This is a genomic window from Rhodobacter sp. CZR27 (assembly GCF_002407205.1).
Lineage (GTDB): Bacteria > Pseudomonadota > Alphaproteobacteria > Rhodobacterales > Rhodobacteraceae > Cereibacter_A.
Genome location: NZ_CP023548.1, coordinates 1,572,701 through 1,596,431, shown reverse-complemented (window position 1 = coordinate 1,596,431; position 23,731 = coordinate 1,572,701). Strand labels below are relative to the sequence as shown.

Sequence of the window (23,731 nt, the reverse complement as noted above, 5' to 3'; positions counted from 1 at the left end):
ACGTGTGACCCGTCCCTCAGCAAGGAGCCGCCCATGATCGACGCCGGCCAGACCGCCCCGGAGTTCACCCTGCCGCGCGACGGCGGAGCCACCGTGTCGCTTGCCGCGCTGCGACCGGGCAAGGTGGTGGTCTATTTCTATCCGAAGGACGACACGTCGGGCTGCACGCTCGAGGCGCAGGAATTCACGGCCCTCGCCGATCGCTTCGCCGAGGCCGGCACCACCGTCATCGGCATCTCGAAGGACAGCGTGAAGTCGCACGACCGGTTCTGCGCCAAGCACGGTCTGGGCATCATCCTCGCATCGGACGAGGGGGCGACCACCGCCGAGGACTACGGCGTGTGGAAGGAGAAGAGCATGTATGGCAAGACCTACATGGGAATCGAACGCTCCACCTTCCTGATCGACGGGGAAGGCCGGGTGGCGCGCGTCTGGCGCAAGGTCACGGCCCGCGGCCACGCGGCCGAGGTGCTGTCGGCGGCGCAGGCGCTCTGAGACGACACCGCGCCGGCGGGAATTCGCCGAGATTTCCCGCCCCGCGAGGGAACCGCTGCGCTCTAGGCGAGTTTTCGCCCATTCGGGCAAGGTTTCGCCACCGACATCCTCCGATTGGTCAAATCGGTTGCACGGCTGACGGCCGCTGGCTAGTCAGTTGCCGGGGACAGGAAGGCCGGCCCCGCGCCGGCAAGGGTTCGTCACCGCGCAACAACAGACGGGACCGACCGGTGCTGACGCGACTTCATTATCGGATCAATGCCAGCCTCGAACGCATCCTGCCCGAGCGGCGGCTGTTCCTGAAATCCGATAACGACACGCGATTCATCCGACTCCGACCGATGACGCAGGCTGCGGCGCTGGCCGGCGGCACGCTGCTGGTCAGCTGGACCATCATGGCCACGTCGATCGTCCTGATGGATTCGATCTCGGCCGGGACCGCGCGCGACCAGACCCAGCGCCAGCAGGCGCTCTATGAATCCCGGTTGAACGCGCTTTCGGCCGACCGGGACCGCCGCGCGGACGAGGCGGTGCGGGCGCAGGAACGCTTCAACCTCGCGCTGGCCGAGGTGTCGAAGATGCAGACCGCACTTCTGGCCACCGAGGACCGCCGCAAGGAACTCGAGAAGGGCATCGACGTCATCCAGGACACCCTGCTGCGCACGATCAGGGAGCGCGACACGGCCCGCGCCGAGGCCGAGCGCGTCACCCTCGCGCTGGCCGAGCAGACCGGCTCGGCGCGCACTGATGGCTCACGCACCGCTGATGCCGTGACGACGCTGGAGGAGCTGTCCGCCACCCTCGCCGCCACCGCCCGGCAGCGCGACGACATGGCCCTCGCCGTGCTGGCCGCGAAGGAGGAAACCGAGACGGTGCTTCAGGAGAAGGCCGAGCTGGAAGCGCGCAACGACGCGATCTTCGCCCGGCTCGAGGAGGCCGTCACCGTCTCGATGGAGCCGCTGGACAAGATGTTCCGCGCCGCGGGCCTCTCGACCGACTCGCTGCTGAAGAGGGTGCGCAGCGGCTATTCCGGCCAGGGCGGCCCGCTGACCCTCTCGACCAAGGGCGGCCCGCTGTCCCCCGAGGAAGCGCGCGCGAACGAGATCCTGAACGGCCTCGACCGGATGAACCTCTACCGGCTGGCCGCGACCAAGGCGCCCTTCGCCATGCCGGTGAAAAGCGCGTTCCGCTACACCTCGGGCTTCGGCGGGCGCAGCGATCCGTTCGGCCGGGGCAATCGCCGTCACGAGGGGATCGACATGGCCGGCGCCACCGGCACGCCGATCTATGCCACCGCGGACGGCACGGTGATCGAGGCCGGCTGGGCCAATGGCTACGGGCGGGTGATCAAGATCCGGCACGAGTTCGGGATCCAGACGGTCTATGGCCATCTGTCCCGAATCCGGGTTGATGAAGGACAAAGGGTATCGCGCGGCGACCGGATCGGTGATATGGGCAACACAGGCCGGTCGACCGGCACCCATCTTCACTACGAGGTCCGCGTGGACGGCTCGCCCGTCAACCCGATGACCTTCATCAAGGCGGCGAAAGATGTTTTCTAAGAGCAGAATCAACGAGCCCGGTCCGAAGCAGGGCGAGGGCGACAGGCCGAAGAATCAGGAAGCTCCCGTGCAGAAACCCTCCCCCGACTTCGCGCCCGGCGCGCCGAAACCCAAGCCGTCCGCCTCGGTCCTGTCGTCGGACCTGACGGTGGTCGGCAACCTGCGCACCACGGGCGACATCCAGGTCGAAGGCACGGTCGAGGGCGACATCCGCGCCCATCTGCTGACGGTCGGCGAAAGCGCGACCATCCGCGGCGAGATCGTGGCCGACGACATCGTGGTCAACGGCCGGGTGATCGGTCGCGTCCGCGGCCTGAAGGTGCGGCTGACCTCGACCGCCCGGGTCGAGGGCGACATCATCCACAAGACCATCGCCATCGAATCCGGCGCACATTTCGAGGGTTCGGTGCAGCGTCAGGAAGATCCGCTGCAGAACGGCGTGAAGCCCGCCGCACCGGCGGCTGCCGCGGCCCCGGGGCCGCAGGCCACGAAGCCTGCCGATCTCTGATCCGTCTTCGCCGTCGGACGGCAAGGGGCGCCCCTCGGGGCGCCCTCTTCCGTTTCGTCCGCCGCTGATCTTCGTCGGGCCGGGGCGCCATGACCGGCCGTGCTTTCCGCAAGGGCCGGGCGGGACGACCACGCCCGGCCGCGGCCTTCGCAGCGCCGCGCTCAGTCAAGCGCCAGGCGATAGAGGTGCCACGTCGCGTGGCCAAGCACCGGCAGCGCGATGAACAGCCCCAGGAAGCCCGGCAGCATGGCGAAGAACAGTATGCCGCCGATGGTGATGCCCCAAGACAGCATAAGCACCGGATTAGCCTGAACCACCTGCACGCTGGTGATCATCGCCGTCACGAAGTCGATCTCGCGATCCAGCAGCAACGGCAGGCTGACCACGGTGATCGAGAACAGGATGCTCGCGAAGACGGCGCCCACCAGCATCTCGACCGCCAGCAGGGTCAGCCCGTGCGCCGTCTTGAACATCTCGAACGAGGACGAGATGTTCACGATCGGCTGCGTGCCCATGAACAGCGCGAAGACCATGTGGGACAGGAAGTTCCAGAACAGGAAGAAGATCACCACCACCGCCGCCATCGAAGGGATCTGGCGATCCTTCTGGCGGAAGATCACGCCCAGCACTCCGCCCCAGTCCAAAGGTTCGCCAACCTCCAGCCGGCGGCTGACCTCATAGAGGCCGCAGGCGATGAAGGGGCCGAGGATGGGGAAGCCCGCCGCCGCGGGCAGGATCCACCACCAGTTGCCGCTCGTGGCGAAGGCGGCCAGGATGATCCAGCCGCAGGCCACATAGACGGCGGAAAAGAACAGTCCGAAGGCCGGCGCGCGTCGGAAATCGCGCATTCCGGCAAAAAGCACGTTCCGCAGGTCGTCCGGGGTGAGTATTCGCACCTCCGGAACCACCGCGGCGGGTTCCATGAAACTTTGCGACATGCCGAGACTCCTCCTTCTCGAAGGAGGAAGGGTAAGCGCAGGTGCCCCGCGCCTCCAAGATGATTCTGCACCTCAGCTTTTGGTCTCGGCGGCCTCACCCTTGGTAGGGGTGCCCTCAGTCCTCGGCGTTGGCCTCGGCCCGGCTCTTGCCGGCCACGTCCTGCGCCAGCGTGGCCGCCATGAACTTGTCCAGATCACCGTCCAGAACGCCCTGCGTGTCCGAGGTCTCGACCCCGGTGCGCAGGTCCTTCACCATCTGGTAGGGCTGCAGCACGTAGGAACGGATCTGGTTGCCCCAGCCCGCCTCGCCCTTCGCGGCATGCTGGGCGTTGATCTCGGCGTTCCGCTTGTCCAGTTCCAGCTGGTAGAGCCGCGCCTTCAGCGCGTTCATCGCAGCCTCGCGGTTCTGGTGCTGCGACTTCATCGACGAGGTCACGACGATGTTGGTCGGCAGGTGGGTGATCCGCACCGCCGAGTCGGTGGTGTTCACGTGCTGCCCGCCCGCACCCGAGGAACGGTAGGTGTCGATCCGGATCTCGTTCGCGGGGATCTCGATCTCGATGTTGTCGTCCACCACGGGATAGACCCAGATCGACGAGAACGAGGTGTGCCGTCGCGCCGCCGAATCGTAGGGCGAAATCCGCACCAGCCGGTGCACGCCGCTTTCCGACTTCAGCCAGCCATAGGCGTTGGGCCCGCTGATCTTGTAGGAGGCGGACTTGATCCCGGCCTCCTCGCCCGGGCTTTCGGACTGAAGCTCGACCTTGTAGCCCTTCTTCTCGGCCCAGCGGACATACATCCGCGCCAGCATCGAGGCCCAGTCGCAGCTTTCCGTGCCACCGGCGCCCGCGTTGATCTCGAGGAAGGTGTCGTTGCGGTCGGCCTCGCCGTCCAGCAGCGCCTCGAGTTCCTTGGCGCGCGCGGTTTCCAGCAGGTCGCGGATCGCGGCCTCGGCTTCGGTGACGATCTCCTCGTCGCCCTCGGCCTCGCCCAGCTCGATCAGCTCGACGTTGTCGCGCAGCCCGCTGTCGATCAGCCTGTAGGTGGACAGCTGGTCCATCAGCGCCTGCCGCTCGCGCATCAGCTTCTGCGCGCGCGCCGGATCGTTCCACAGGTTGCCGTCCTCGATCATCGCGTCGAACTCTTCCAGGCGATGCGGCGCGGTCTCCAGATCCATGCGCTGCGCAAGCAGCCCGAGCGTGCGCTTGATGGCGTCGACGTGATACTGGATCTCGGTGCGCATGGTCGGGACGTCCTCGGAACGGTTCAGGCGGGGGTGATAGCGCGAAGGCGCCGGACGGGCAAGGCCACGCCCTGCCCTGCGGCCAAAGCTCAGTAGAGCCCGCCGGAACTCAGCGTGCCGAAATCCGCCTTCTTCGGGATCACCTTGCGCTCGCCGGTCGCCGTTGTGACGGTGGAGCCTCCCGCGCTCTCGTCCTCGCCATAGGCGAAGAGCGGCAGGTTCGACCCCATCGCGAAGCCCCCGTCGACCATCGCGCCCATGCCGAAGACCGTGTCGGACCCCTCGCGGAAGTATTCGGCGACGACGTTCGGGCCGCTGGCATCGTCGGGCAGCCGGGCCCCGGTGAAGCGGTCGATCTTGATGAAATAGCCGCCCGGCGGAACGCGGAACTCGGACCCCCCGTATTTCTTCACCGCCTTCGACATGAAGCTCTGGAACACCGGGCCGCAGAAGCCGCCGCCCGAAACGGTGCCCATGCTGCGCGGCTGGTCATGGCCGATGTAGCAGCCCGCGACCATGTTCGAGGTATAGCCGATGAACCAAACGTCCTTGGCGTCGTTGGTCGTGCCGGTCTTGCCCGCCACCGGCACGGGCAGGTTGATGCCCTTGCCCGTGCCGCGCTGGATCACGCCCTGCATCATCGAGGTCAGCTGATAGGCGGTGATCGCGTCCATCACCCGTTCGCGCTGCGAGGTGATGTGGGGCGAGCGCCCCTCGGGCAGCAGTGGCTGGGCGCATTCCTCGCAGTTGCGCTGGTCGTGGCGATAGACGGTGCGGCCGAAGCGGTCCTGCACCCGGTCCACCAGCGTCGGCTGCACCCGCTCGCCGCCGTTGGCGAACATGGCGTAGGCCGCGACCATCTTGAACAGCGTCGTCTCCTCCGATCCCAGCGCGTTGGCGAGGAACTGGCCCATCCGGTCGTAGACGCCGAACTTCTCGGCATAGGCGGAAACCGTCTCCATGCCGATCTCCTGCGCGATCCGCACGGTCATCAGGTTCCGCGACTGCTCGATCCCGGTCCTGAGCGGCGTCGGGCCGTAGAACTTGCCCGAGGCGTTCTTCGGCGTCCACAGCCCCTGCGCCGTCTGCACCTCGATCGGCGCGTCGATGACGATGGTGGCCGGCGTGAAGCCCGAATCCAGCGCTGCCGCATAGACGAAGGGCTTGAAGCTCGACCCAGGCTGGCGCGTGGCCTGCGTCGCCCGGTTGAAGACGGAATACTGGTAGCTGAACCCGCCCTGCATCGCGAGCACGCGGCCCGAGTTCACGTCCATGGCCATGAAGGCGCCCTGAACCTCGGGCACCTGCCTCAGCGACCAGCGGCGGAAGCTGCCATCCTCGGCCTTAACCTCGCGCACGAGGACGACGTCGCCCTTCGACACCAGATCGCCCACCACCTTCGCCTTGCGGCCGAGCTTGCCGTCGGCCTGCCGCTTCCGCGCCCAGGTCACGTCCTCGGCGGGGATGAAATGGCCGTCCTCGTCCTCCTCGACGCCCTCGATGCCGATGCGCGCTGCGCTCTCGCCGACCTCCAGCACCACCGCCGGGTGCCAGCCCGGCACGTCGCGCGGCACGGGCGTGGCGGCCAGCGCCGCGCGCCAGTCCTTCTCGGTGCCGAGCTTCTCGGCCGGGATCGTCTGCCGCGTGCCGCGCCAGACGCCCTGGCTGCGGTCGAACTTCTCCAGCCCGTCGCGCAGCGCCGCCGCGGCCTCGGTCTGCAACTCGCGGTCGATGGTGGCGCGAATGGTCAGGCCGCCGCCGAAGAATTCCTGCTCGCCGAATTCCGAAGAGAGCTGCCGGCGGATCTCGTCGGTGAAATAGTCGCGCGGTGGCAGCGCCTCGCGGAAGGCGGGGTAGTCGCCGTTCTGCACCGACCGAAGCGGCTCGTTCAGCGAGGCAACCAGCGTCGGCTCGTCGATGTAGCCGTTCTCGAACATCTCGCGCAGGACGTAATTGCGCCGCTCGGTCACCCGCTCCTTCGCGCGCACCGGGTGATACTGGCTCGGCGCCTGGGGCATGGCGGCCAGCGTCGCGGCCTCGGCCGGGGTCAGCTGCGCCAGCGTCTTGTTGAAATAGGTCTGCGCCGCCGCGGCGACGCCATAGCTGTTCTGGCCAAGGAAGATCTCGTTCAGGTAAAGTTCGAGGATCCTTTCCTTCGACAGCGTCTCCTCGATCCGGGTGGCGAGGATGATTTCCTTGATCTTGCGCTCGCCGGTGCGGTCGCCCGACAGCAGGAAGTTCTTCATCACCTGCTGGGTGATGGTGGACGCGCCGCGCACGGTCTTGCCGCGGGTGCGTATTGCCTCGAAGGCCGCCGCGGCGATGCCGCGCGCGTCATAGCCGTGGTGGGTATAGAAGTTCTTGTCCTCGGCCGAGATGAAGGCGTTCTTCACGAGGTCGGGGATCTCCTCGATCGGGGCGAAGATCCGGCGCTCCTGCGCGAATTCGTCGATGATCCGGCCCTCGCCGGAATAGATCCGGCTGATCGTCGGCGGCGTGTATTGCGCAAGGCTTTCGTGGCTCGGCAGGTCGCGCGAATACATCCAGAACACCGCGCCGATGGTCAGGGCCAGCGCCAGCAACCCGAGCGTGAGCGCCGTGAAGATCGCCCCGAAGAATGACCCGATGAACCTCAACAATGGCGATGCCCCCTATGGTTGGGCGTCCTTATACACGCGCGGGCCGGGAAGGGCAAAACCTGCCCGTCCGGCCCTGCTTCGCGTTTTCGCGATCAGCGGCGCAGAAGATCCTTCAACGCCGCATCCTCCCGGGCCCAGGCCTTCAGCCCTTCGACCAGCGCACGCGCCATGCGCGCGCGCCACGCCGGATCGCGCAGGCGGGCAAGGTCCGCGTCGCTCGACATGAAGCCGGTCTCGACCAGGATCGACGGCAGGTCCGGCGACTTCAGCACCGAGAAACCGGCCGCCTGCCGCGGATGGCGGTGCATCGCCAGCCCCTCGGCCTTGATCGCGGCCTCCAGCGCCAGCGCGAGCCGTTCGTTCCGCGGCCCGGTCTCGGCGCGAGCCATGTCCATCAGCACCGTCGCCACCAGATCGTCGTGCCCGGTCAGGTCCACCCCCGACAGAAGATCGTCGCGGTCGTGCCGCTCGGCCAGCGCCCTTGCCGCAGCGTCCGAGGCTTCATCGGCCAGCGTGTAGAGGGTCGCCCCCACCGCCTCGCCCTCGGCGATGGCATCGGCATGCAGCGAGACGAAGACCTGCCCGCCGGCCGCGCGCGCCAGCGTGATGCGGGTCTCGAGTGGGACGAAGACGTCCTCCTCGCGGGTCATCGCCACGCGGAAGGTGCCGTCGCGCAGCAGCGCCTCCTTCACCTCGCGCGCGAAGGTCAGCATCAGGCTGGCCTCGGTGACCGGCGGGCGTTCGGCGCCGGGATCGATCCCGCCATGGCCGGGGTCGAGCACGACCGTCAGCGGGCCCTGGCCCTGCGCCCTCTGCTCGGGCAGGGTCGCCTTCGGCAGCGCCCAGCCCGGCGGCTCGGGGATCGCGGCCCGGGCGGCGAAATCCTCGGGGTCGGCCGCGTCAAGCTCCACGCGGATGCGGGCGCCGTCGCCGGTCTGCATGCCGGCCTCGGCCACCGTGAAGGGACCGTCGAGTTCCAGCACCAGCCGCGACCAGCCGGTGCGGAAGCCGCCGGCGCGCAGCGCGCTTACGTGGTCGCTGGTCTCGGGCATGGAGGAGACCTGGCCGAAATCCACCTCGCGGAAGTCCATGACCAGCCGCGGCGGAGCGTCGAGCACCCGGACGCGCCACGGCACCGGCTGCGACAGCTGCAACTCGACCCCGATCCCGCTCCAGCCGCTGTCCGTGACCGAGGACCGCGCCGGGTCGAGCCGCGCGAGCCCGGTCAACTCCTGCCCGAGCGCCGCCTGGGCCAGACCCAGCCCCGCCAGCGCCACGACCGCCATCGCGCACCCCCGCATCGGCCGGGACCTAGCGCCGGGCCCGGCGCGCCATGAAGGCTTCGAGCCGCCGCAGCCCCTCGACGATATCCGCCGTCGCCCGCGCATAGGAGAAGCGCAGCGTCCGCGCACCGCGGACAGGGTCGAAATCCAGACCCGGCGTCACCGCCACCCCGGCCTCGCGCAGGATCCCGGCCGCGAAGGACAGGCTGTCGTCGGTCAGGTCCGACACGTCGGCATAGACGTAGAACGCGCCGTCAGGGGGGGCGAAGCGGGTGAATCCGGCCTTCGGCAGCCCCTCCAGCATCAGCCGGCGGTTCTCGGCATAGACGGCGCGGTTGGCCTCAAGCTCCTGATGGCAGTCCAGCGCGGCCAGCGCGGCCACCTGGCTGGCGTGGGGCGGGCAGATGAACATGTTCTGCGCCAGCCGCTCGATCAGGCGCACATGCGGCTCGGGCACCACCAGCCAGCCAAGGCGCCAACCGGTCATGCTGAAATACTTCGAGAACGAGTTGATCACATAGACGTCGTCGGAAATCTCCAGCGCCGAGACCGCGCGGGTGCCGTAGTCGAGGCCATGGTAGATCTCGTCCGAAATGAAGGCGATGCCGCGGCTCTGGGCATGGGCGATCAGCGCGGCCAGCGCCTCCTTCGACAGCATCGTGCCCGAGGGGTTGCCGGGCGAGGCGACGATCAGCCCGGCCAGATCTGGTACGCCCTCCAGATCCGCGGGCACCGGCTGCAGGCGGTTCTCAGGGCTGGTCTGGATGCCGACCGGCTCCAGCGACAGGGCGCGGAGGATCTGGCGATAGCTGGGATAGCCCGGCTCTCCCAACGCGACCCGGTCGCCCGCATCGAACAGCGCCGAGAAGGCCAGCAGGAAGCCGGACGAGGACCCGGCCGTCACCACGACCCGCGCCGGATCGAGATCCACGCCATACCAGCGCCGGTAGAGGTCGGCGATGCCCTGCCGCAGCTCCGGCAGGCCGAGCGCGACGGTGTAGCCCAGCGGCCCTTCCTCCATCGCCCGGGCCAGCGCCGCGCGCGCCCCTGCCGGCGCCGGCGTACCCGGCTGGCCCACTTCCATGTGGATGATGGACCGGCCCGCGGCCTCGGCCGCCCGCGCCTGTTCCATCACATCCATCACGATGAAGGGATCGACCGCCCCGCGCCTTGAAACCCGCATCTTCCGCCTCTTAAGCTTCCCGTGCCGTTCCTGAGACACCGGGGCCGGAAGGTCAATGGCGGGACTCGTGTCCGAAGGCTTGCCAAACCGGGCGGAACGGTGTTCCTGAAGCGCAGCCGCGACCCGCGACAACCGGAGCCACTGATGAAACTGATCCCCCTCGGCGCCGCGGCGCTGACCAGCGCCCTGGCCCTTGCCCCTGCCGCGCAGGCCGAGATGACCGCCGCCGAACGCGAGGCCTTCCGTGCCGAGGTGCGCGCCTACCTGCTGGAGAATCCCGAGGTGCTGATGGAGGCGTTCAACGCGCTGGAAGCGCGCCAGCAGGCCGAGCAGGTCAACGCCGACCTTGCCCGGCTCGAGGAACATGCCGACGCGATCTTTTCCGATCCGGCCAGCTGGGTCGGGGGCAATCCCGAAGGCGACATCACGGTGGTCGAGTTCATCGACTATCGCTGCGGCTATTGCCGCAAGGCCAATGCCGAGGTCGAGGAACTGGTGAAGTCCGACGGCAACATCCGCTTCGTGCTGAAGGAATACCCGATCCTCGGCGAGGAGTCGGTGGTGGCCTCGCGCTTCGCCATCGCTGTGCTGCAGACCGCCGGGGCAGAGGCCTACAAGCAGGCGCATGACCGGCTGATCAGCTTCCGCGGCGACATGACCCCCGAGGCGCTGGGCCGGCTGGCGGACGAGATGAAGCTTGACCGCGCCGCGATCCTTGCGCGGATGGACGCCGACGAGGTGACGGCGGTGATCGAGGCCAACCACCAACTGGCCCAGACGCTGGAGATCTCGGGCACGCCGACCTTTGTAATCGACCGCACGATGGTGCGCGGCTATGTCCCGCTCGACGGCATGCGGCAGATCGTGGACGGGCAGCGCAAGGGCTGACCACGCGGTCATTCACGAAGCGCGAAATGCAGAAGGCGCCTCGCGGGGCGCCTTTCGCTTTCCCGGCCGGGCCGGATCACTCGGCCGCTTCGGCCGCCGCAGCCTTTTCGGCCTCGAGTTCGGCGGCCTTGCGCTCGACCATCGCGACGATCTCCTCGACCATCCGCTCGTTGCCCAGCTTGTGGATCTGCTTGCCAGCCGCATAGACCATGCCCGAGCCGTTGCCGCCGCCGGTGAAGCCGATGTCGGTCATCAGCGCCTCGCCGGGGCCGTTCACCACGCAGCCGATGATCGACAGGCTCATCGAGGTGGTGACATGGGCCAGCCGATCCTCGAGCGTCGCCACGGTCTTGATCACGTCGAAGCCCTGCCGCGCGCAGGACGGGCAGGAGATGATGGTGACCCCGCGGTGACGCAGGCCGAGCGACTTCAGGATCTCGTAGCCGACCTTCACTTCCTCGACCGGATCGGCCGAGAGCGAGACGCGCAGCGTGTCGCCGATCCCCGACCAGAGCAGGTTGCCAAGGCCCACGGCCGATTTCACCGTGCCGGCCGTCAACCCGCCCGCCTCGGTGATCCCGAGATGGATCGGCGCATCCGTCGCCTCGGCCAGTGCCTGATAGGCGGCGGCGGCCAGAAAGACGTCCGACGCCTTCACCGAGATCTTGAACTCGTGATAATCGTTGTCCTGCAGGATCTTGATGTGATCCATGCCGGATTCCACCATCGCATCCGGGCAGGGCTCGCCATACTTGTCGAGCAGGTGCTTCTCCAGCGAACCGGCGTTCACCCCGATCCGCATCGAGCAACCGTGATCCTTGGCCGCCCTGATCACCTCGCGCACGCGGCTCGCGTCGCCGATGTTGCCCGGGTTGATCCGAAGGCAGGCGGCGCCGGCCTCGGCGGCTTCGATGGCGCGCTTGTAGTGGAAGTGGATGTCGGCAACGATCGGCACCGGGCTGGCGGCCACGATCTCCTTCAGCGCCGCGGTCGAGGCCTCGTCCGGCACCGACACCCGCACGATGTCGGCCCCGGCCGCGGCGCAGCGCAGCACCTGATCGATGGTGGCGGCCGCGTCGGCGGTGATCGTGTTGGTCATCGTCTGCACCGAGATCGGCGCGTCGCCGCCCACGGCGACCGGCCCCACCATGATCTGCCGCGACTTGCGGCGGTGGATGTTGCGCCAGGGGCGGACGTGATTCAGCGACATGGGGCAAACCTCGGGTGATGGTCGCGCACAACTTAAACCCGGGGCGGCGGGGGCACAACCGCCTGCGCCCAAATGCCCTGCCCCTGCGCTGCGGTCAGTTGGTCTCGTTCTGCGCGACGGTGACGAAACGGGCGAGATCGGCGTCCCCCGTCAGGTCGGCCACGGCATATTTGCCGGTCAGCGCCTCGGGCGACAGCGCCACGTTCTTGACCACCTGCGCGCCTGGAGCCGAGGGGCCATAGGTCTGGCCGTTCACCGCGAAATAGACCGAGCCCGAGTTCCCGGCGCGCAGCACCGGCGGCTGCTCCATCTGCGGAACGGTATAGCGCTCGCCGGAATCGAGGATCTTCTCGAACAGCACCGTGCCGTCGGCCGCCTGCACCCGGACCCAGGACGGGCGGACGGCGAGAAGCTCCACCGTCGGGGGGGCGGCCTCGGCCACCTGCACCGCCGCCTCCTCGACCGCGGCCGGAGCCTCGGTCGCGGGCATGGCCGCGAGGCTGGCCTGCTGCACGACCTCGCTGGCGCGGGGATTGATCGAGGCGATGGGGCCATCGCGCGACACCAGAACCGGCACGTCCAGCGCCTGCGCCCTCGGACGATAGAGCCGGCCCATCAGGTCGGGCTGCTGCGCCGGATCGGCCTCGGCCACGTCGACCGCGGCGGGTTCGGGCGCGCTGCGCACCAGCGGCGCCATGCCGCTGACGTTGCCAAGCGGATCGACCTCGGCCACCACGCGCGGCGCCTGGTCCACGGGGGCGACCTGAACGCGCTGCACCTGCTGCAGGACCGACCAGCCGCCATAGCCGATGCCGCCGATCAGCGCGAGCAGCACCACCACCGAGCCGACGGCGCCGGGTTCGATGTTGGACAGAAGGCTCTCGCCCCGCGGCACGAAAAGCGCATTCGGGTCGGCCAGCGGATCGCGAACCGTGCCCGCGCCCCGCGCCCCCGGCTCGCGCCGGACCGAGGAGACGGCGACGGCCATCCCGTGCATGGTGGTGAAATTGGCTTCCGCGCAGAAGCGCTGGAAGGCCCAGTCCGGATCCATGCCCAGGTAGCGGGCATAGGACCGGACATAGCCCGCGATGAAGCCCTGCGTCTCGAAGGCCGACACATCGGCATTCTCGATGGCGGCGATGTAGGTCGCCTTGATCTTCAGCTCGCGCTGCACGTCGAGCAGCGACTTGCCGAGAGTCGCACGCTCGCCGCGCATGAGGTCGCCCAGCCGCAACTCGAAATCATCGAACCCTTTGGGTTTATCGACTTCGGCCGTCGAAGGTTGAGTCCTCCGCCAGATCATGCCTTTTGCCCGTCCCTGCCCCGATTTTCACCCGGTCGGTTCCTCGCCGACTCACGGGTGCCCTGTCCCGAAAGAAGTAGCACAGGGCAGAGACCTTTGCATCCGCAGAAGCGGTCAGGCAACCACCTCGGCGCGATTCAGCGCACAGTGCTGCCAGAGCACGTCCATCGCCTTCACAAGATCGTCAATCATCGCCGAATCATGCACAGGCGACGGCGTGAAGCGCAGACGCTCGGTCCCGCGCGGCACGGTCGGGAAGTTGATCGGCTGGACATAGATCCCGAAATGCTCGAGCAGCATGTCCGAGATCATCTTGCAGTGCACGGGGTCGCCGACGTGGACCGGCACGATGTGCGAGCCGTGGTCGATGATCGGCAGGCCGAGGCCCTTGAGCCGCATCTTCAGGATCTTGGCCGAGGTCTGGTGCTTCTCGCGCAGTTCCACGTCGCCCTTGAGGTGGCGGACCGAGGCCGCGGCACCGGCCGCCACGACCGGCGGCAGCGAGGTCGAGAAGATGAAGCCCGGCGCATAAGACCGCACGGCGTCACACATTTTCGCGGAAGCTGCGATATAGCCGCCGAACACGCCATAGGCCTTGCCCAGCGTGCCGTTGATGATGTCGATGCGGTCCATCAGGTTGTCGCGCTCGGCCACGCCGGCACCGCGCGGGCCGTACATGCCCACCGCATGGACCTCGTCGATGTATTTCAGCGCGCCGAACTCGTCGGCGATGTCGCAGATTTCCTTGATGCGGCCGAAGTCGCCGTCCATCGAATAGACCGACTCGAAGGCCACCAGCACCGGGCGACCCTTCAGCGAGGTCAGGATGCGGCGCAGGTCATCCAGGTCGTTGTGCTTGAAGATGTGCTTCTCGGTGCCCGAGCGGCGGATGCCCTCGATCATGGAGGCGTGGTTCAGCTTGTCCGAGACGATCACCAGCCCGGGGATCAGCGTCGGCAGCGTCGAAAGCGTGGCATCGTTGGCGATGTAGGCCGAGGAGAAGACCAGCGCGGCTTCCTTGCCGTGCAGATCGGCAAGCTCCGCCTCGAGCCGCTTGTGATAGACCGTGGTGCCCGAGATGTTGCGCGTGCCGCCCGAGCCCGCCCCGGTGGCGTCCAGCGCCTCGTGCATCGCGGCGAGCACCACCGGATGCTGGCCCATGCCGAGATAGTCGTTGCCGCACCAGACGACGATTTCCTTCTCGCTGCCGTCGGGCTTGCGCCACGTGGCTTTCGGGAAGGCACCCTTGCGCCGCTCGATGTCGATGAAGGTCCGATACCGCCCCTCGGTGTGGAGCCGGTTCAGCGCAGTGTCGAGTGCCTGGTTGTAGTCCATCTGTGTCTCCCTGACGCCCGGCTGACGGGCAAGCTGGGTGGTGATGTTGAGGTTTTGGCGGGCCGCGGCCTTGATGCGGATCAAATCCTGTAGGTCAAATCCTAAATCTGGAACCGGCCAATTTGAAACCCGTTCCTTCGTCCCTGCGTCAATCGGCCACCGCGATCGCGCAGTCTTGCGCGCCTTTCCCGGCGGCACAGGCCGCGATGGCGGTCTCGGCAGCCCCCTCGCCCGCGCCGAGGCCCCACCGGCCGGTCGAGGCCGAGATGGCCAGCGCCCGCGCGCCGCGCGTGCCATAGTCCTCGCGCAGGCCCCGGGTCGCATCCGACGACAGGCTCAGTTCGCGGGACGACCAGCCTGCCGGCCGGATCAGGCCCACGATCTCGCACCGCCGCCCGCCCTTCCGCTTCGCATCGCAGGCGGCGAGCGCGGCGGCCGAGGCGGCCTCGGTAGTGTGGTGGTTCGCCGCCGCGACCGTGGCCTCGGAGGCAAGACCCTCGTCGGGTGCGACGGCGATGGCCCCGTAATAGGGCTGTTCGGACACCACCATCCGCAGGATCTTCGCATCGTTGTCGGTCAGGAAGTTTGCGGGCAGGATCTCGACCTCGGCCTTGCCGGGCGCGAAGAGCATCCGCTTCGCCTCCCTGACCGGCACGGGATCGGCCGAGACCATGCCCGCCGCAAGAAGGCCCGCCACGGTCATCATCGCCAGACGCATCGTCGACTCCGGAAGGTTCGGTATTCGCCGGCGTCATAGCGCAGACCGGAGGCTCTGGACAGTCCCCGCATGGCTGCTAGGTTCCGCCTGCCATCACGAGAAGGACAGGACAATGACGCTCGACTCCGTGCTCGACCGGATCGATTCAACCTTGCCCGAGGCGCTGGACCGCCTGATGGCGCTGTTGCGCATCCCCTCCATCTCGACCGATCCGGCGTTCAAGTCCCATTGCGACAGCGCGGCGGACTGCCTCGTGTCGGACCTGACCGGGCTTGGCTTCGAGGCGTCGAAGCGTCCCACGCCCGGGCATCCCATGGTGGTGGCCCATGCGCCCGGCGATGGCCCGCACCTGCTGTTCTACGGGCACTATGACGTGCAGCCGGTCGATCCGCTGGCGCTGTGGGACCGCGACCCCTTTGACCCCGCCATCGAGGACACCGACCGCGGCCGGGTGATCCGCGGCCGTGGCGCCTCCGACGACAAGGGGCAGCTGATGACCTTCCTCGAGGCCTGCCGCGCCTGGAAGGCCGAACATGGCCGCCTGCCCTGCCGGCTGACGATCTTCCTCGAGGGAGAGGAGGAGTCGGGCTCGCCCTCGCTCGTCCCGTTCATGCAACAGAACGCGGCCGAACTGACCGCCGATCTCGCGCTGATCTGCGACACCGGCCTCTTCGAGTCGCGGACGCCCGCCATCGTGACCATGCTGCGCGGCCTGCTGGGCGAGGAGCTGACCATCCGCGGCCCGTCGAAGGACCTGCACTCCGGCATGTATGGCGGGATCGCGATCAACCCGATCCGGGTGCTGTCGAAGGCGCTGGCAGGGCTGCATGATGCCTCGGGCCGCGTCACCCTGCCCGGCTTCTACGACGGCGTGACGGAACTGCCCGAGGCGATCCGTGCCCAGTGGCAGGGACTGGCCTTCGACCATGCCCGCTTCCTTGGCGACGTGGGGCTGTCGCAGCCCGCGGGCGAGCAGGACCGGACGCCGCTGGAGATGATCTGGTCGCGCCCCACGGCCGAGATCAACGGGATCTGGGGCGGCTACACCGGCGAAGGCTTCAAGACGGTGCTGCCGGCCGAGGCGCATGCCAAGGTCAGCTTCCGCCTCGTGGGCGAGCAGGACCCGCATGCCATCCGCGAGGCGTTCCGCGCCCATGTCCGCGCGAATCTGCCCCCGGATTGCACGGTCGAGTTCCACGCCCACGGCAACTCGAAGGCCGGGCACATGCGCATCGACCATCCGGCCTTCGAGCAGGCCCGCGCGGCGCTGACCGAGGAATGGGGCCGGTCGGCGGCTTATGTCGGCTGCGGCGGCTCGATCCCGATCGCGGGCTATTTCCAGACCATCCTCGGGATGGACGCGATGCTGGTGGGCTTCGGCAAGGACGACGACCAGATCCATTCGCCGAACGAGAAATACGACCTCGAAAGCTTCCACAAGGGCATCCGCTCCTGGGCGCGCCTGCTTGCGAAGCTCGCCGCATGATGGCCGGGATCCGGACTGCGGAGGCAGCGGACGAGGCCGCCTTTCGCGCGCTCTGGCAGGATTACCTCGCCTTCTACCGCGTGACGGTCGCGCCCGAGGTGACCGACACGACCTGGGCGCGCATCCTCGACCCCGACTCGCCGCTGACGGCGCGGCTCGTCCTGACCGAGGGGCGCGTGCGGGGCTTTGCGATCCACCACACCCACCTGTCCACCTGGGGCACCCGGCCGGATGTCTATCTCGAGGATCTCTATCTGGAGCCGGCGGCCCGCGGGCTGGGGCTGGGGCGGGCGCTGATCGCGGATCTGATCGCGCTGGGCAAGGCGAAGGGCTGGGGGCGGCTCTACTGGCACACCGACGAGGGCAACGCCACGGCGCGGCGGCTCTATGACGGCTTCACCCGGAGCGACGGCCACGTGAGGTACCGCCTGGCGCTCTGAGCCCGGCGCCAGGTCGGATATCACTGGCCTCCCGGGGCGGACAACCACGGGCAGCAGCCGAAAGTGGTCGGGCCGGCCCGATGGCCTTAGCGATGCGAGGGGAAGGGAGAAGTGGCGCGGTTGACGGGGCTCGAACCCGCGACCCCCGGCGTGACAGGCCGGTACTCTAACCGACTGAGCTACAACCGCGCGATCTTCTTCACGTTCGGGCGGCGGCGGACGGTGGCGCGGTTGACGGGGCTCGAACCCGCGACCCCCGGCGTGACAGGCCGGTACTCTAACCGACTGAGCTACAACCGCGTGCGCCGTCCGGTCGCCGCCGAACGTGGGGGCGTATTACGCAGCCTCTCGGGCGGCGTCAAGCGTCCGCGAGAGGATTTCCGCGAAGTTTGTGACGAAGCGGGTGACGGGGCCGCCGCCACCCCGGAACGGCGGCAGCCCTCCGCCGTCAGTCCGGCGCCGGGATGAACTCGGCGTCATCGCCCGGCGGCAGGCGGAAGCGGCCATGCGCCCAGTCGCCGGCGCGCCAGGCCTCACGGGCGGCGTCGATCCGCTCCTTCGAGGAGGCGACGAAGTTCCACCAGATCCAGCGCGGCCCGTCGGCCACCGCGCCGCCGAGCACCATCACCCGTGCCCCGCGCGGCCCCGCCGTCAGCGTCAGCCGGTCACCCGGCCGCATCACCAGCATCCGCCCGGCCTCGAACTCCTGTCCGCCGACACTGACCGCGCCTTCCACGATATAGGCGCCCAGATCCTCGTGATCCTCGGGCATTGGCAGCCGGCTGCCGGGCGCGAGCACCGCATCGGCATAGACGGCCTCGACCGGCAGATCGAGCGGCGCCCGCTCACCCCAGGCCTGGCCCAGGATCAGCCGCACGCGCTTGCCCTCGCCCTCCAGTTCCGGCAGCGCGCCCGCCCCCGCATGCAGGAACGCGGCCGGATCGTCCTCGCGCGCCTTCGGCAGCGCGAGCCAGGTCTGAAGGCCGAAGAGGCTCTTCGGCGCCTCGGGCTGGTCCGTCCGCTCGGAATGGGTGATCCCCTGCCCGGCCAGCATCCAGTTCACCGCCCCCGGCTCGATCCACTGGTCGGTGCCGAGGCTGTCGCGATGATGCAGCCGGCCGCGCATCAGGTAGGTGACGGTGCCGAGCCCGATATGCGGGTGCGGGCGCACGTCGATGCCGCGCCCGGTCAGGAATTCGGCCGGCCCCATCTGGTCGAAGAAGATGAAGGGACCGACCATCTGCCGCGCCGCCGAGGGCAGCGCGCGGCGCACCTCGAATCCGCCGAGATCGCGGGCGCGGGGCACGATCACCGTCTCGATCGCGTCGACGGCGTCGCCGGTGGGGATGTCGGGGTCGAGGGCGGGGTTCCAGCTCATGGGTGTCTCCTTTCCGCTTGTGCGGGAGACAGGGCCGGGCGCGCCGGCGTCTCCTTCCGCTGTTGCCGAAGATAGGGCCGGTCCGGGCTGGCGGCATCACCTCTCCCCGCGCGTGCCCTGTGCGGCGGCACACAGGTCAGGCGTCGCGCGCGAATCCGGCCCGGCCCCTCTTGCGCTGTGCGGTGCCGCCGCCTATGGGACGCCATGACCCAGCACGATCGCCTCCTCATCATCGATTTCGGGTCGCAGGTGACCCAGCTCATCGCGCGCCGCCTGCGCGAGCTGAACGTCTACTGCGAGATCCACCCCTATCAGAACGTGACCGAAGCCTTCCTGCAGGGCTTCGCACCCAAGGCCGTCATCCTGTCCGGCGGCCCCTCCTCGGTCTTTGCCGAGGGCGCGCCGATGCCGCCCGCCGGTGTCTTCGACCTGGGCGTGCCGATCCTCGGGATCTGCTACGGCCAGCAGGTGATGATGCACTGCCTTGGCGGCAAGGTGGAGCGCGGCCACGGCACCGCGGAATTTGGCCGGGCCTATGTCACGCCGACCGAAAGCCGCCTCGCCATCCTCGACGGCTGGTTCGAGGACGGACGCGAGCAGGTCTGGATGAGCCACGGCGACCACGTCTCGCGGATCGCGCCCGGGTTCCAGGTCTTCGGCACCTCGCCCAACGCGCCCTTCGCCGTCACGGCCGATCCTGCGCGCCAATTCTACGCGGTCCAGTTCCACCCTGAAGTTCACCACACGCCGAAGGGCGCGAAGCTCTACGAGAACTTCGTGAAGCTCGCGGGCTTCAAGGGCGACTGGACCATGGGGGCCTATCGCGAGGAAGCCATTGCGAAGATCCGCGCGCAGGTGGGCGATGCCAAGGTGATCTGCGGCCTGTCGGGCGGGGTCGATTCCTCGGTCGCGGCGGTGCTGATCCATGAGGCGATCGGCGACCAGCTCACTTGCGTCTTCGTGGACCACGGCCTCCTGCGGCAGGGCGAGGCCGAGCAGGTCGTGTCGATGTTCCGCGACCACTACAACATGCCGCTGATCCACGCCGACGAGAGCGAGCTGTTCCTCGGCGCGCTCGAGGGCGTCAGCGACCCCGAGGTCAAGCGCAAGACCATCGGACGGCTCTTCATCGACGTGTTCCAGAAGCACGCGGCGGAAGTGGGCGGCGCCACCTTCCTCGCGCAGGGCACGCTTTATCCCGACGTCATCGAATCGGTCAGCTTCTCGGGCGGGCCGTCGGTCACGATCAAGTCGCACCACAACGTCGGCGGCCTGCCCGAAAAGATGGGCCTGAAGCTGGTGGAACCGCTGCGCGAACTGTTCAAGGACGAGGTCCGCGCGCTGGGCCGCGAGCTTGGCCTGCCCGAGAGCTTCATCGGCCGCCACCCCTTCCCCGGCCCCGGCCTCGCCATCCGCTGCCCGGGCGAGATCACCCGCGAGAAGCTGGAGATCCTTCGCCGCGCCGATGCCGTCTATATCGACCAGATCCGCAAGCACGGGCTTTATGACGAAATCTGGCAGGCCTTCGTGGCGCTGCTGCCGGTCCGCACCGTCGGCGTGATGGGGGATGGCCGCACCTACGACTATGCCTGCGCGCTGCGTGCGGTGACGAGCGTGGACGGCATGACGGCCGACTACTATCCCTTCAGCCACGAGTTCCTGGGCGAGACCGCGACGCGGATCATCAACGAGGTGCAGGGCATCAACCGGGTCACCTACGACATCACCTCGAAGCCGCCGGGCACCATCGAGTGGGAATGACCGGGACGGCCCGCAAGGGCCGCCCCCTTCGCGCAACCGGATGATGCGGGCCCGGCCCGCGTCATCTTCAGCTCCGCAGGTGACGTGCGGCGGCATCGCCCCGCAGGTTGCCCCCTCCCCGACCCGGTTGCGGCACCGCTTCCGCCTTTGGTTGCGGCAGGCTGGACAATCCCCGCCGCGCGGGCAATGGTGACCGGCCCGGACAGCGGACTGCCATGCCCCCCAACCAGCACCCGATCGCCGCCACCCTCTGGATGGCCGGAGCCATCGCCTCCTTCTCGGCCATGGCGGTGGCCGGCCGCATGGTGTCGGGGGTCCACGACACCTTCGAGATCATGGCCTGGCGGTCGCTGGTGGGCCTCGGGATCGTGGGGGTCTGGGCCGTCTTGGCCGGGCGGCTGGCCGAGATCCGCGGCGACCGGCTGGGCCGGCACATGGTGCGCAACCTTTGCCATTTCATCGGGCAGAACCTCTGGTTCTGGGCGCTGGCGGTTATCCCGCTGGCGCAGGTCATCGCGCTGGAGTTCACCTCGCCGATCTGGGTGATCCTGCTCTCGCCGCTTCTGCTTGGCGAACGGATCACGGCGGCGCGAGCGGTCTCGACCGTGCTGGGCTTCGCCGGCATCCTGATCGTCGCCCGGCCCGATTTCGCGCAGGTGGACATGGGCGTGCTGGCGGCCGCGGGTTCGGCGATCTTCTTCGCCGCCTCCATCATCCTGACCAAGACGCTGACGCGGCACGAAAGCGTGGTGTCGATCATGTTCTGGCTCACGCTGATGCAGGCGATCCTCGGGCTGGCCTGCACCTTCGCCGATGGCCGGGCGGTCTGGCCCACGCCCGTCTCGGGTTTCTGGCTGGCGCTGATCGGCCTTTCGGGCCTTGGCGCGCATCTCTGCCTGACGCAGGCGCTCTCGCTTGCCTCGGCCGGATTCGTGGTGACGGTCGACTTCCTGCGCCTGCCGGTCTTCGTCCTTCTCGGGATGATCCTGTTCTCGGAACCGCTCGATGCGCTGGTGATCGTCGGCGGCGGCGTGATCCTGCTGGCGAACTGGATCAGCATCCGCGCGGCAGGTCGGGCATCGCGGCCACAGGACGCAAGGTGAGATTCCGGTTCCCCCGCGTCAGCGATTGACCGCCAGCCTGCCGGTGCCGAATGATGACGCATCATCCGGCAGGGGGAGGTCATGCCAATGAAACTACTCACTTTGGCGCTGGGAGGACTGGCGGTCGGCGCCGGGGCGGCAACGGCCGGCGACATCGAACGCTCGCAGCAGAGCGTCGCGATCCTGTTCGAGCAGGGCCGCTATGCCGAGTTCAGCTTCGGCTACGTGAAGCCGGACGTCAGCGGCAGGGTCGGCCCGGGGATACCCGGCTCCGGCAACATGGCAGGGTCCTTCAACACCTGGTCCTTCGGCTACAAGCAGCCGCTGGGCTCGAACATGGACTTCGCGCTGATCCTCGACCAGCCGATCGGCGCCGATATCGATTACCCGGGCAATACCGGCTATCCGCTCGACGGCACGACCGCAGAGCTGCGGTCCAGCGCCATCACGGCGCTTCTGCGCTACAAGCTGGAAAACAACTTCTCGCTCTATGGCGGCTTGCGGGCGCAGTCGGTGGAAGGCCAGGCGCATATCCTGTCGACATTCCCCAGCCCGATCGACGGCAGCCTGATCACCACCGACTACAATCTGGATACGAACAAGGACTACTCCTTCGGCTATGTCGTGGGCGTCGCCTGGGAAAAGCCCGAGATCGCCGCAAGGGTTGCGCTGACCTACAACTCCGCGATCGACCACACGCTTGAAGCCGACGAGACCGCGACCAACCCGGTTTTCGGCGACGCCGCGGGAGAGAGCGAGTTCGACACCACGGTGCCGCAGTCGGTCAACCTGGAACTCCAGACCGGCGTGGCGCCGGACACCCTGCTGTTCGGCTCGATCCGCTGGGTGGAGTGGAGCGAGTTCCTCATCGATCCGGCGATCTACCAGCGCTATTTCCCCGGCCTGCCGCTGGTGGCCTACGACTCGGATCGCTTCACCTACACGATCGGCCTCGGACGGAAGTTCACCGAGAACTGGTCCGGTGCCATGACGATCGCCTATGAGCCGCAGACCAACGACATCACCGGCAACCTCGGCCCCAATGACGGCTATGCCTCCATCGGGCTCGGCGCGACCTACACGCACGACAACATGAAGATCACCGGCGGCGTACGCTACATCAAGCTCGGCGATGCGATCACGCGCGGCCTGTCGGCCAGGTTCGAGGACAACGACGCCATCGCCGTCGGCATGCGGGTCGGCTTCACCTTCTGAGCGATGGATGATCGCCGCGGAAGGGCTCCTGCCCGGAGCCCTTTCCGCAACTTCCGGGTCGAGGCGGTCCGGCCCTTGTGACAGAACCGCCGCATGACCCGCACATCCCTCTCCCCGCGCTCCTCGGCCGAACTGCTGCTGCTTGGCACGATCTGGGGCGGCTCCTTCCTTGCCAATGGCATCGCCCTCCCCGAGGCGGGCGTTGCCGGCATCGTCGCCTTCCGCGTTGGCGGTGCCGCGCTCTTTCTCTGGATCGCGGTCCGCGCAATGGGCCTTCGGGTGCCGCGCGAGCCGCAGATCTGGGGCGCCTTCCTGATCATGGGGATGCTGAACAACGTCATCCCCTTCACGCTGATCACCTGGGGGCAGCAGTCGATCGCCTCGGGGCTGGCCTCGATCCTGAATGCCGCCACCGCGATCTTCGGCGTCCTCGTGGCGGCTCTGGTGCTGCCGGACGAGCGGCTGACCGCGCGCCGCATGGCGGGCGTGCTGCTCGGCTTCGGCGGCGTCGTCACGGTGATTGGCCCGGATGCGCTGGCGGGGTTCGATCTTCGCTCGGCGGGCCAACTCGCACTGCTGGGTGCCGCGCTTTCCTATGCCTGCGCCGGCGCCTTCGGGCGGCGGGCTCTCGCCGGCCTTGATCCGCGCATGGCAGCGGCGGGCATGCTCACGGCCTCGAGCCTCGTCGTGCTGCCCGCGGCGCTTGCGCTGGGCGGGATGCCGCGGCTCGACCTGTCGCTTCCAACCTGGGGCGCGCTGCTCTACCTGTCCGGCATCGCCTCGGCCTTCGCCTATCTGCTGTTCTACCGCATCCTTGCCGCCGCCGGGGCCGGCAACCTCAGCCTCGTCACGCTGATCATTCCGCCGGTCGCGATCCTGCTCGGCGCGCTGGTGCTGGACGAGCGCCTGCCGCCGCACGCCTTCGCGGGGTTTGCGCTGCTCGGGCTGGGGCTGCTGGTGCTCGACGGTCGCATCCTCCAGATTCCGCGTGAACTGGGTCGTCGCGCGCGCTAACAGGAGCGCGATCCGAGGCAGGGGACACG

At 68.3% G+C, this 23,731-nt stretch carries 20 protein-coding genes and 2 tRNA genes; 10 read left to right on the top strand and 12 right to left on the bottom strand.

The annotated features are described in order from the left end of the window. The first annotated feature begins 33 nt into the window (after nucleotides 1-33). From CK951_RS07785 to CK951_RS07775, 3 genes are all read left to right on the top strand, one after another. Nucleotides 34-495, top strand: coding sequence for a peroxiredoxin (locus CK951_RS07785; RefSeq protein ID WP_096785609.1), 462 nt, complete (start codon nucleotides 34-36; stop codon nucleotides 493-495). A gap of 230 nt (nucleotides 496-725) precedes the next feature. Then, nucleotides 726-2,057 carry a M23 family metallopeptidase gene (locus tag CK951_RS07780; protein ID WP_096785608.1) on the top strand — a complete coding sequence of 444 codons (1,332 nt, stop codon included), beginning with the start codon at nucleotides 726-728 and terminating at the stop codon, nucleotides 2,055-2,057. Next, entirely contained in the window at nucleotides 2,047-2,565 is a 519-nt protein-coding gene (locus tag CK951_RS07775; RefSeq protein WP_096785607.1) for a polymer-forming cytoskeletal protein, read from the top strand. Before CK951_RS07780 ends, CK951_RS07775 begins: the two co-directional genes overlap by 11 nt. 161 nt (nucleotides 2,566-2,726) lie before the next feature. On the opposite strand, the gene CK951_RS07770 is transcribed toward CK951_RS07775, so the two are convergent. The 5 genes from CK951_RS07770 to CK951_RS07750 all read right to left on the bottom strand — a co-directional run bounded on the left by CK951_RS07770 (nucleotide 2,727) and on the right by CK951_RS07750 (nucleotide 9,851). Next, nucleotides 2,727-3,503 carry a DUF2189 domain-containing protein gene (locus CK951_RS07770; protein ID WP_096785606.1) on the bottom strand — a complete coding sequence of 259 codons (777 nt, stop codon included), beginning with the start codon at nucleotides 3,501-3,503 and terminating at the stop codon, nucleotides 2,727-2,729. A gap of 115 nt (nucleotides 3,504-3,618) precedes the next feature. After that, the gene (gene prfB, locus CK951_RS07765) at nucleotides 3,619-4,746 is read right to left on the bottom strand and encodes a peptide chain release factor 2 (RefSeq protein ID WP_096785605.1); all 1,128 of its coding nucleotides are present in this window, start codon (nucleotides 4,744-4,746) and stop codon (nucleotides 3,619-3,621) included. A gap of 89 nt (nucleotides 4,747-4,835) precedes the next feature. Further along, on the bottom strand, nucleotides 4,836-7,385 hold the full coding sequence (locus tag CK951_RS07760; protein WP_096785604.1) for a penicillin-binding protein 1A: 2,550 nt from the start codon (nucleotides 7,383-7,385) through the stop codon (nucleotides 4,836-4,838). Nucleotides 7,386-7,477: 92 nt separating this feature from the next. Further along, on the bottom strand, nucleotides 7,478-8,671 hold the full coding sequence (locus CK951_RS07755) for an N-acetylmuramoyl-L-alanine amidase (RefSeq protein ID WP_232520714.1): 1,194 nt from the start codon (nucleotides 8,669-8,671) through the stop codon (nucleotides 7,478-7,480). Between the two features lie 25 nt (nucleotides 8,672-8,696). Further along, nucleotides 8,697-9,851 carry a pyridoxal phosphate-dependent aminotransferase gene (locus tag CK951_RS07750; RefSeq protein ID WP_096785602.1) on the bottom strand — a complete coding sequence of 385 codons (1,155 nt, stop codon included), beginning with the start codon at nucleotides 9,849-9,851 and terminating at the stop codon, nucleotides 8,697-8,699. A 144-nt stretch (nucleotides 9,852-9,995) separates the two neighbouring features. Here CK951_RS07750 and CK951_RS07745 point away from each other — a divergent pair, with 144 nt between their 5' ends. Then, complete coding sequence (locus CK951_RS07745; protein WP_096785601.1) at nucleotides 9,996-10,739, top strand: DsbA family protein; 744 nt, start codon at nucleotides 9,996-9,998, stop codon at nucleotides 10,737-10,739. A gap of 76 nt (nucleotides 10,740-10,815) precedes the next feature. Here CK951_RS07745 and ispG read toward each other — a convergent pair whose 3' ends face one another. From ispG to CK951_RS07725, 4 genes are all read right to left on the bottom strand, one after another. After that, nucleotides 10,816-11,949 carry a flavodoxin-dependent (E)-4-hydroxy-3-methylbut-2-enyl-diphosphate synthase gene (ispG, locus tag CK951_RS07740; RefSeq protein ID WP_096785600.1) on the bottom strand — a complete coding sequence of 378 codons (1,134 nt, stop codon included), beginning with the start codon at nucleotides 11,947-11,949 and terminating at the stop codon, nucleotides 10,816-10,818. A gap of 94 nt (nucleotides 11,950-12,043) precedes the next feature. After that, complete coding sequence (locus CK951_RS07735; RefSeq protein WP_096785599.1) at nucleotides 12,044-13,252, bottom strand: helix-turn-helix domain-containing protein; 1,209 nt, start codon at nucleotides 13,250-13,252, stop codon at nucleotides 12,044-12,046. A gap of 114 nt (nucleotides 13,253-13,366) precedes the next feature. Next, nucleotides 13,367-14,587, bottom strand: a complete 1,221-nt coding sequence (hemA, locus tag CK951_RS07730; protein WP_096787196.1) for a 5-aminolevulinate synthase — start codon at nucleotides 14,585-14,587, stop codon at nucleotides 13,367-13,369. Nucleotides 14,588-14,735: 148 nt separating this feature from the next. Continuing rightward, on the bottom strand, nucleotides 14,736-15,305 hold the full coding sequence (locus CK951_RS07725; RefSeq protein WP_096785598.1) for a 5-aminolevulic acid synthase: 570 nt from the start codon (nucleotides 15,303-15,305) through the stop codon (nucleotides 14,736-14,738). A gap of 112 nt (nucleotides 15,306-15,417) precedes the next feature. Here CK951_RS07725 and CK951_RS07720 point away from each other — a divergent pair, with 112 nt between their 5' ends. Further along, nucleotides 15,418-16,791: a M20/M25/M40 family metallo-hydrolase gene (locus CK951_RS07720; RefSeq protein ID WP_096785597.1), complete on the top strand. Its 1,374-nt coding sequence runs from the start codon at nucleotides 15,418-15,420 to the stop codon at nucleotides 16,789-16,791. Then, nucleotides 16,788-17,231 carry a GNAT family N-acetyltransferase gene (locus CK951_RS07715; protein WP_096785596.1) on the top strand — a complete coding sequence of 148 codons (444 nt, stop codon included), beginning with the start codon at nucleotides 16,788-16,790 and terminating at the stop codon, nucleotides 17,229-17,231. Before CK951_RS07720 ends, CK951_RS07715 begins: the two co-directional genes overlap by 4 nt. Before the next feature lie 112 nt (nucleotides 17,232-17,343). On the opposite strand, the gene CK951_RS07710 is transcribed toward CK951_RS07715, so the two are convergent. The 3 genes from CK951_RS07710 to CK951_RS07700 all read right to left on the bottom strand — a co-directional run bounded on the left by CK951_RS07710 (nucleotide 17,344) and on the right by CK951_RS07700 (nucleotide 18,609). After that, nucleotides 17,344-17,420, bottom strand: a tRNA-Asp gene (locus CK951_RS07710). A 34-nt stretch (nucleotides 17,421-17,454) separates the two neighbouring features. Then, nucleotides 17,455-17,531, bottom strand: a tRNA-Asp gene (locus CK951_RS07705). A 148-nt stretch (nucleotides 17,532-17,679) separates the two neighbouring features. After that, nucleotides 17,680-18,609, bottom strand: coding sequence for a pirin family protein (locus CK951_RS07700; RefSeq protein WP_096785595.1), 930 nt, complete (start codon nucleotides 18,607-18,609; stop codon nucleotides 17,680-17,682). 204 nt (nucleotides 18,610-18,813) lie between these two features. On the opposite strand from CK951_RS07700, the gene guaA reads away from it, so the two are divergent. From guaA to CK951_RS07680, 4 genes are all read left to right on the top strand, one after another. Continuing rightward, nucleotides 18,814-20,370, top strand: coding sequence for a glutamine-hydrolyzing GMP synthase (gene guaA, locus CK951_RS07695; RefSeq protein WP_096785594.1), 1,557 nt, complete (start codon nucleotides 18,814-18,816; stop codon nucleotides 20,368-20,370). 215 nt (nucleotides 20,371-20,585) lie between these two features. Then, nucleotides 20,586-21,473, top strand: a complete 888-nt coding sequence (locus CK951_RS07690) for a DMT family transporter (RefSeq protein ID WP_096785593.1) — start codon at nucleotides 20,586-20,588, stop codon at nucleotides 21,471-21,473. 87 nt (nucleotides 21,474-21,560) lie between these two features. After that, complete coding sequence (locus CK951_RS07685; protein WP_198402422.1) at nucleotides 21,561-22,688, top strand: OmpP1/FadL family transporter; 1,128 nt, start codon at nucleotides 21,561-21,563, stop codon at nucleotides 22,686-22,688. Nucleotides 22,689-22,781: 93 nt separating this feature from the next. Further along, nucleotides 22,782-23,702 (top strand): DMT family transporter, encoded by a 921-nt coding sequence (locus CK951_RS07680; RefSeq protein WP_096785591.1) that lies wholly within the window; start codon nucleotides 22,782-22,784, stop codon nucleotides 23,700-23,702. The last annotated feature ends 29 nt before the right edge of the window (nucleotides 23,703-23,731 follow it).

What these genes read in the sequence shown, in the direction of transcription:
- CK951_RS07785 (WP_096785609.1), top strand. Translation starts at nt 34, where the DNA reads ATGATCGACGCCGGCCAGACCGCCCCGGAGTTCACCCTGCCGCGCGAC.
- CK951_RS07775 (WP_096785607.1), top strand. Translation starts at nt 2,047, where the DNA reads ATGTTTTCTAAGAGCAGAATCAACGAGCCCGGTCCGAAGCAGGGCGAG.
- CK951_RS07770 (WP_096785606.1), bottom strand. Translation starts at nt 3,503, where the DNA reads ATGTCGCAAAGTTTCATGGAACCCGCCGCGGTGGTTCCGGAGGTGCGA.
- prfB (WP_096785605.1), bottom strand. Translation starts at nt 4,746, where the DNA reads ATGCGCACCGAGATCCAGTATCACGTCGACGCCATCAAGCGCACGCTC.
- CK951_RS07755 (WP_232520714.1), bottom strand. Translation starts at nt 8,671, where the DNA reads ATGGCGGTCGTGGCGCTGGCGGGGCTGGGTCTGGCCCAGGCGGCGCTC.
- CK951_RS07750 (WP_096785602.1), bottom strand. Translation starts at nt 9,851, where the DNA reads ATGCGGGTTTCAAGGCGCGGGGCGGTCGATCCCTTCATCGTGATGGAT.
- CK951_RS07745 (WP_096785601.1), top strand. Translation starts at nt 9,996, where the DNA reads ATGAAACTGATCCCCCTCGGCGCCGCGGCGCTGACCAGCGCCCTGGCC.
- ispG (WP_096785600.1), bottom strand. Translation starts at nt 11,949, where the DNA reads ATGTCGCTGAATCACGTCCGCCCCTGGCGCAACATCCACCGCCGCAAG.
- CK951_RS07735 (WP_096785599.1), bottom strand. Translation starts at nt 13,252, where the DNA reads ATGATCTGGCGGAGGACTCAACCTTCGACGGCCGAAGTCGATAAACCC.
- hemA (WP_096787196.1), bottom strand. Translation starts at nt 14,587, where the DNA reads ATGGACTACAACCAGGCACTCGACACTGCGCTGAACCGGCTCCACACC.
- CK951_RS07725 (WP_096785598.1), bottom strand. Translation starts at nt 15,305, where the DNA reads ATGCGTCTGGCGATGATGACCGTGGCGGGCCTTCTTGCGGCGGGCATG.
- CK951_RS07720 (WP_096785597.1), top strand. Translation starts at nt 15,418, where the DNA reads ATGACGCTCGACTCCGTGCTCGACCGGATCGATTCAACCTTGCCCGAG.
- CK951_RS07715 (WP_096785596.1), top strand. Translation starts at nt 16,788, where the DNA reads ATGATGGCCGGGATCCGGACTGCGGAGGCAGCGGACGAGGCCGCCTTT.
- CK951_RS07700 (WP_096785595.1), bottom strand. Translation starts at nt 18,609, where the DNA reads ATGAGCTGGAACCCCGCCCTCGACCCCGACATCCCCACCGGCGACGCC.
- guaA (WP_096785594.1), top strand. Translation starts at nt 18,814, where the DNA reads ATGACCCAGCACGATCGCCTCCTCATCATCGATTTCGGGTCGCAGGTG.
- CK951_RS07690 (WP_096785593.1), top strand. Translation starts at nt 20,586, where the DNA reads ATGCCCCCCAACCAGCACCCGATCGCCGCCACCCTCTGGATGGCCGGA.
- CK951_RS07685 (WP_198402422.1), top strand. Translation starts at nt 21,561, where the DNA reads ATGAAACTACTCACTTTGGCGCTGGGAGGACTGGCGGTCGGCGCCGGG.
- CK951_RS07680 (WP_096785591.1), top strand. Translation starts at nt 22,782, where the DNA reads ATGACCCGCACATCCCTCTCCCCGCGCTCCTCGGCCGAACTGCTGCTG.